At 60.4% G+C, this 6,051-nt stretch carries 3 protein-coding genes and 2 pseudogenes; 1 reads left to right on the top strand and 4 read right to left on the bottom strand.

From position 1 onward, the window contains the following. A pseudogene (locus VMJ11_RS02800) lies at window positions 1-211 on the top strand (dicarboxylate/amino acid:cation symporter); the annotation flags it as partial. 42 nt (window positions 212-253) lie between these two features. On the opposite strand, the gene VMJ11_RS02805 reads toward VMJ11_RS02800, so the two are convergent. The 4 genes and pseudogenes from VMJ11_RS02805 to VMJ11_RS02820 all read right to left on the bottom strand — a co-directional run. Beyond that, the gene (locus VMJ11_RS02805; RefSeq protein ID WP_325616690.1) at window positions 254-1,036 is read right to left on the bottom strand and encodes a substrate-binding domain-containing protein; all 783 of its coding nucleotides are present in this window, start codon (window positions 1,034-1,036) and stop codon (window positions 254-256) included. A gap of 55 nt (window positions 1,037-1,091) precedes the next feature. Beyond that, on the bottom strand, window positions 1,092-2,387 hold the full coding sequence (locus VMJ11_RS02810) for an MFS transporter (protein WP_325616692.1): 1,296 nt from the start codon (window positions 2,385-2,387) through the stop codon (window positions 1,092-1,094). Window positions 2,388-2,915: 528 nt separating this feature from the next. Beyond that, window positions 2,916-4,460: pseudogene (locus VMJ11_RS02815) on the bottom strand (efflux transporter outer membrane subunit). Between the two features lie 7 nt (window positions 4,461-4,467). After that, the coding region (locus VMJ11_RS02820; protein WP_325616694.1) for an efflux RND transporter permease subunit at window positions 4,468-6,051 on the bottom strand (1,584 nt) is incomplete at its 5' end.

Consider the following 6,051-nt stretch of genomic DNA (forward strand, 5'->3'; position numbering starts at 1 on the left):
TGTAGCCGGGGTGGCGCTGCTGGTGGGCATCGACCGCTTTATGTCCGAGGCGCGAGCCTTGACGAGCGTGATCAGCAACGCCTGCGCCGTGATCTTCGTTTCGTTGTGGGAAGGCGCATGCGATCGTGCGCGTCTCGCGCAGATGCTGAGGCGGACCGGGTCAGGCCGCCAAGGTGGTGCCAATGACGCCGCGACAGACATGCCCGGGTGACACGAGAAGGCTGTCTGACGCAAGCCTTCCCATGGTTCTGCCTCAATGCGTGGAGACGGAATCGAGCCCGGTCGATTTCACCTCTGCTTGCACATCGGGTGACGCGAGATAGTCGAGCAGCGCCTTCGCTTCCTGCGGATGCTGCGCGCCGACGGGAATCCCGGCGGCGAAGCGCGTGACGGACTGCAGAGACTCGGGAATCTTTCCGACGAAGGTCGCGCCCTGGACCGGCAGCAACTCGCTCACCTGCTGGAAGCCGATCTCGTAGTCGCCGTTCGCCACCACCGATGCTACGGGAATCCGCGGAATCATCTTCGCCTTCGGCCTGACCTGATCCTCGATGCCGAGCTTCTTGAACAACTCTCGCTCGATATAGACGCCGCTCGCGCTGTCCGAGTAGGCGATCGACTTCGCATGCAGTAGAGTCTGCCTGAGGCCTTCAGTCGAGCTGATGTCGGGTTTCGCCGCACCTTCGCGCACGACCATGCCGATGCGCGAATCGGCCAGCTCGACCCGCGATCCGGGGATGACCTTCCCTTGCTTGATCAGATCGTCAAGTGCGTAGCCGACCATGATGACGGCGTCCGCAGGTTCGCCACGCGCGAGCCTGTTCGGAATCGCTTCGGGCGACTTGCCCATCGACGGGCCGAGCGCAGTGTCGAGCGTGTTTCCCGTCTGGGACGCGAACCTGGGGCCGAGGACCTTGTAGGCGGCGGTGAAGCCGCCCGAACTCATGACGTGCAGGTCGGCGGCGTGCACGTTCGCGGTAGCCGCCGAGGTTGCGACGAGCGCTGACGCGCATAGTTTCAGAAGCAGATTTCTCATAGTTGTGGTCGTGCGGGATCGTGTGTGCTCGTGAGTATGCGGGACAGGCTGAGCCTCAGTGCGCCGGAGTCAGCGTGATTGCGCGACGACGATACAGCGCGAACGTCGCGAAGAGTGCGCACACCGCGGCGAAGCTTATCCAGTAGCCTGGTGCAGCCTTGTCGCCGGTCATGTGAATGACCGCCGTCGAGATTGCGGGCGTGAAGCCGCCGAACACGGCGGTAGCCAGGCTGTAGGCAAGCGAGAAGCCTGCAACGCGTACCTGCACCGGCATCACTTCCGTGAGCGCGACGACCATCGCGCCGTTATAGATGCCGTACATGAACGAGAGCCAAAGGAGGACGAGCAGCATATTGAGGAAGGTCGGCGCGTGAGCGAGCAGCGAGAGCGCCGGATATGCGGTCGCAATGGTGAGCGCCGTCATCCCGACCAGGAGCGGCCGGCGGCCGATCTTGTCGGAGAGCGCACCGCCGATCGGCAGCCACACGAAGTTCGACACGCCCACACAGACGGTCACGAGCAAGCTATCGGCGGTGCTCAGGTGCAGGACCGTCTTGCCGAAGGTCGGCGCGTAGACTGTGATGAGGTAGAAGCTCGTGGTAGTCATCGCCACCAACATCATGCCGGCGATCACGATGCCACAGTTTTGAACCAGCGTGCCGAATACTTCCTTCACGCCCGGACGATGCTGGCGCGCCTTGAACTCCTGCGTTTCCTCCAGATTGCGACGCAGCATGAAGATGAACGGCACGATCATGCAGCCGACGAAGAACGGTACGCGCCATCCCCACGCGGCGATGGCTGGTGCGCTCAGCCATTGATTAATCGCGAAGCCGAGGCCCGCAGCGACGACGATCGCTACCTGCTGGCTAGCGGACTGCCAGCTCGTGAAGAAGCCCTTGCGGCCGGGCGTGGCCATCTCGGCGAGATACACCGACACGCCGCCCAATTCGGCGCCCGCCGAGAAGCCCTGCAGTAGCCGCCCAAGCAACACGAGCGCGGGTGCCAGAAGTCCGATCGTGGCGTAGCCGGGTACGAACGCGATCAGGATGGTGCCGCTTGCCATGATGGAGAGCGTGACGATGAGGCCCTTGCGGCGGCCGACGTCGTCGATGTAGGCGCCAAGCACGATCGCGCCTAACGGCCGCATCAGAAAGCCAGCGCCGAAGACTGCGAACGTCATCATCAACGAGGCGAACTCGCTCTCGCCGGGAAAGAAGACGTGGGCGATCTGCGTGGCGTAGAAGCCGAACAGGAAGAAATCGAACTGCTCCAGGAAATTCCCGGCCGTTACGCGGAAGACCGCAACGGCCTTTGAATGTCCGGTCGAAAGGCTGGACGAGGGGTGCATCAAGGTGTCTCCTGAAATCCAAAAAATGCGCGGTGGTCCGGTCAATTGTCGTTTCAGCAATCTTCGCCGGGAGCCTGAAAAACGATAAGTGCAATTTTCGGAACGATTGATGTTTTTTGGTTATCAATCGACGTCCGTCGATGCCGCCGCGCCTTTTGCCGTGCGGGCACGCGGCGGCGGTCGTCACAGGCCCAGCGCCCGCGTATTGATACTGACACGTGATCATGACGCACCAAGGTCGAGCGCCCCAGCGCGCTTGAACGAGAACGGCTTTACTGCTCGGCCCTCAAGCCCGCATCTTGAGGAAAGAAATCGCAAAGCGATTCCAGCTGATTGAGCCATAACGTTAGGCAAATCCAGCCAGAATAAGACCGTCCTCGACCAGGGATGGGCTGAGTCCCGGCGCCAGCTCGAATACAGGTTCGACTGGAGCCGCGGCCGGCTCTTTGCCGTTTGCGTACCGTACGGTTCGCGGTCGTCAGTAAGGCGGCAGGGTCGCCAACGGCGGTGGATCCGGCGCCCCTCGGCTCACCGAAAGGGCTTTGCGTACTCTGCAAGAGATCTTGCGCCGGCGGCCCCAACGAAAGCGGTGTTCCCCCATCCTCCGCCTAGCGCGCGGATAAGGTTCACGGTGGCAGCGGCCTGAACCCCGGAAAGCTGAACAGCCGTCAATTGCGATTAAAGTACTGTGCGGTCGGTGTCAATCACGTCCAGATAATCGACGGCGCCATCCGTGTATTGGGTGCGCGAAATATGTGCAGCGCGCATCGACGCCTGCACTGCCTCGTTCTGCGTCCGGGTCTGCTGCTCAAGTATCCGCAGGTCCGACAGGTTATCTTCCACTTCCTGAAACGCCTGAAGCACCTGTTGACGGTATTTCGCAACGTCTTCGTCGAACTGTGCTCTTGCATTCGCGAGATTTCCTTTCCGGCGGCCTCCGTCGAGCACGGGCACTGTCAAAGCAGTGCCGGCCAGAGGACCGAGGAGAAACGCTCGACTCGACCATTTGAAAAGATCGCCCAGCGTCGCCGACTCGAATCCGGCATCACCGGTGATCGATAGTGATGGGAAATACGCCGCCTTGGCTACACCGATGCGTGCGTTGTCTGCAGCCATTGCGCGCTCGACCGCGGCAATATCTGGCCGTCGCTCAAGCAGCGCGGACGGCAGGCCTGGCGGAATCCGAATCTGAACCGGTTGCAACGGGTTCGAGGTCATCGAAAATTCTGATGGCGCCTCGCCCAGAAGAACGGCGAGACTGTGCTCGGCAATTGCCCGTTCTCTTTGCGCCGTCATCATATCGGAGCGTGCTGTTTCGAGTTCGACCCTTGCACGAGCCACATCTAGCTCGGAGATATCGCCCTCGCTAAACTTCGATTGCACGAGCTTCAGCGCCTGTTCGCGCAGCGAAACAGTCTGCGCATATACCTGCAGTTCTGCATCCAGTTCGCGGATCTTGAAGTAGTTCGCCGCGACATCAGCCTGCAAGGAAAGCTGCACCGAGCGCAGCAGCGCTTCCGATTCCTGGCTTTCCGCACGACTCGCCTTGACCGCGTCCGACACCCGGCCGAAAAGGTCTGCTTCATAACTGGCGGTCGCTTGCGCGCGCCACAAGGTTTCAGCCGGTATATTTGTACCATCTGGCTTGAGGAGCGATGTGGGCGAGACCTTTTCTCTGGTGGGTCCGAAGCCCGCACCGATAGTGGGGAAGAGGTCCGAGCGCGAGACTTGCAGGATGGCGCGTGCCTCATTGAGCCGTGCCGCTGCCGCAGCCAGATTCTGGTTGGCGGAAAGCGCCTGTTCTTCGAAGTCGCTAAGGGTGGCGTCGTCAAAAATCACCCACCACTTTCCTCTCGGAATGTGATCAGACGGCTGCGCGATCTTCCACGTGCCCATTTCGCCTTGCGCGCCGGGCGTGGACGTTGTGGCCGGTGCCTCCTTGAAAATGGTGGAGGGGGCCACGGCGCCAGGGACCTTATATGCCGGCGCCAGTGAACAGCCCGATGTCAGGAGTGCTGCGCTCACGAGCGTCAGCGAACCGAGGAGAACGCGTTTCACTTTAATTTTCGTCATGATGACCTCACGCTTCGACCGAGGCATCGATACCGCGAACGTGCGGGTGATGTCCGTGCTTGTCTACGATGTGCTCTGTCCGCGCAAGCTTTCGCAGCACGACATAGAAGACGGGCGTAAGCAGCAACCCGAACAAAGTTACCCCGAGCATCCCGAAGAACACGGCGATACCTATGGCGTGACGCATCTCCGAACCCGCGCCGCTTGAGACGACCAATGGCACCACGCCCATGACGAACGCGAAGGACGTCATCAGAATTGGCCGCAAGCGCAATCGGCTAGCCTCGATGGCAGCCTGAACAATCGAACGTCCGCCCATCTCCAGTTCACGGGCAAACTCGACAATCAGAATCGCATTCTTCGCCGACAACCCGACAAGCACCATGAGGCCGATCTGCGTGAATATGTTGTTATCCCCGCGAGTCAGCCAGATGCCGAGCAGCGCTGAAAGCACACTCATCGGGACAATCATCAGAATGGTCAAAGGCAACGTCAGACTTTCATACATCGCCGCCAACACCATGTAGACGAGCAGAACGCTGATAGGGAACACCCAGAGTGCGGCGTTGCCGGCAAGAATCTGCTGATATGTCAGGTCGGTCCACTCGACTTTCATACCGCGTGGCAACGTCTTGGCGGCAATCCTTTCGATGGCGGCCTGCGCCTGCCCCGATGAGTAACCGGGTGCGGGACCGCCATTGATGTCAGCCGCGGTGTAGCCGTTGTATCGAACGACCGAGTCGGGGCCATAGGCCGGCGTGACCTTAGCAAGCGTCGATAGCGGCACCATCTCCCCCTTGTCGTTGCGCGCCTTCAGCAATCCGATGTCGTCCATATGCGCGCGAAATGGTGCATCCGCCTGCACACGGACCTGATAGACACGGCCGAAACTGTTGAAGTCATTGACGTAGAAAGAACCGAGATAGATCTGCATCGTGTTGAAGATGTCGGGCACGGAGACACCTAGCTGCATGGCCTTGACCCGATCGATATCGACATTCACCTGCGGCACATTAATCTGGTATGTCGTGAACAACGGACCAAGCTCAGGCGCCTTCGCTGCTTCCTTGAGGAAAGCCTGGTTAGCGTTATCGAGCGCGGTATAGCCCGCGGCATGCTGGTCCTCGATCTGAAGCTTGAAACCGCCAAGCGTGCCCAAGCCAAGAACCGGCGGCGGGGGGAAGACTGCAACGAATGCTCCCTTAATGCCGGAGAGTCGCCTGTTCAGATCCGCGGCGATGCTCGGACCACTCATCGACTTGCCCTTACGCTCTTCAAAGGGCGTTTCGTGAAAGAAGATGACTGCCGAACTCGACGAGTTGGTGAAGCCGTTGATCGACAGCCCCGGGAACTGTACGGCTGCGTCGATGCCCGGTGCCTTCAGAGCAATGTTCCCGACTTCTCGCACAACCTCCTCAGTTCGGTCGAGGGACGCACCGTTGGGAAGTTGCACGATACCGACGAGGTACTGCTGGTCCTGACTGGGCACAAACCCACTCGGCACAACTTTGCCTATGAGGACCGTCAACCCCAGCAAGCCGGCGTAAAGGCCGAGGATAACTGCCTTGCGGTTGACAATTCTGGACACCCT

Origin of the sequence: Paraburkholderia sp. (assembly GCF_035501035.1) — a bacterium.
In the GTDB taxonomy this organism is placed as follows: domain Bacteria; phylum Pseudomonadota; class Gammaproteobacteria; order Burkholderiales; family Burkholderiaceae; genus Paraburkholderia.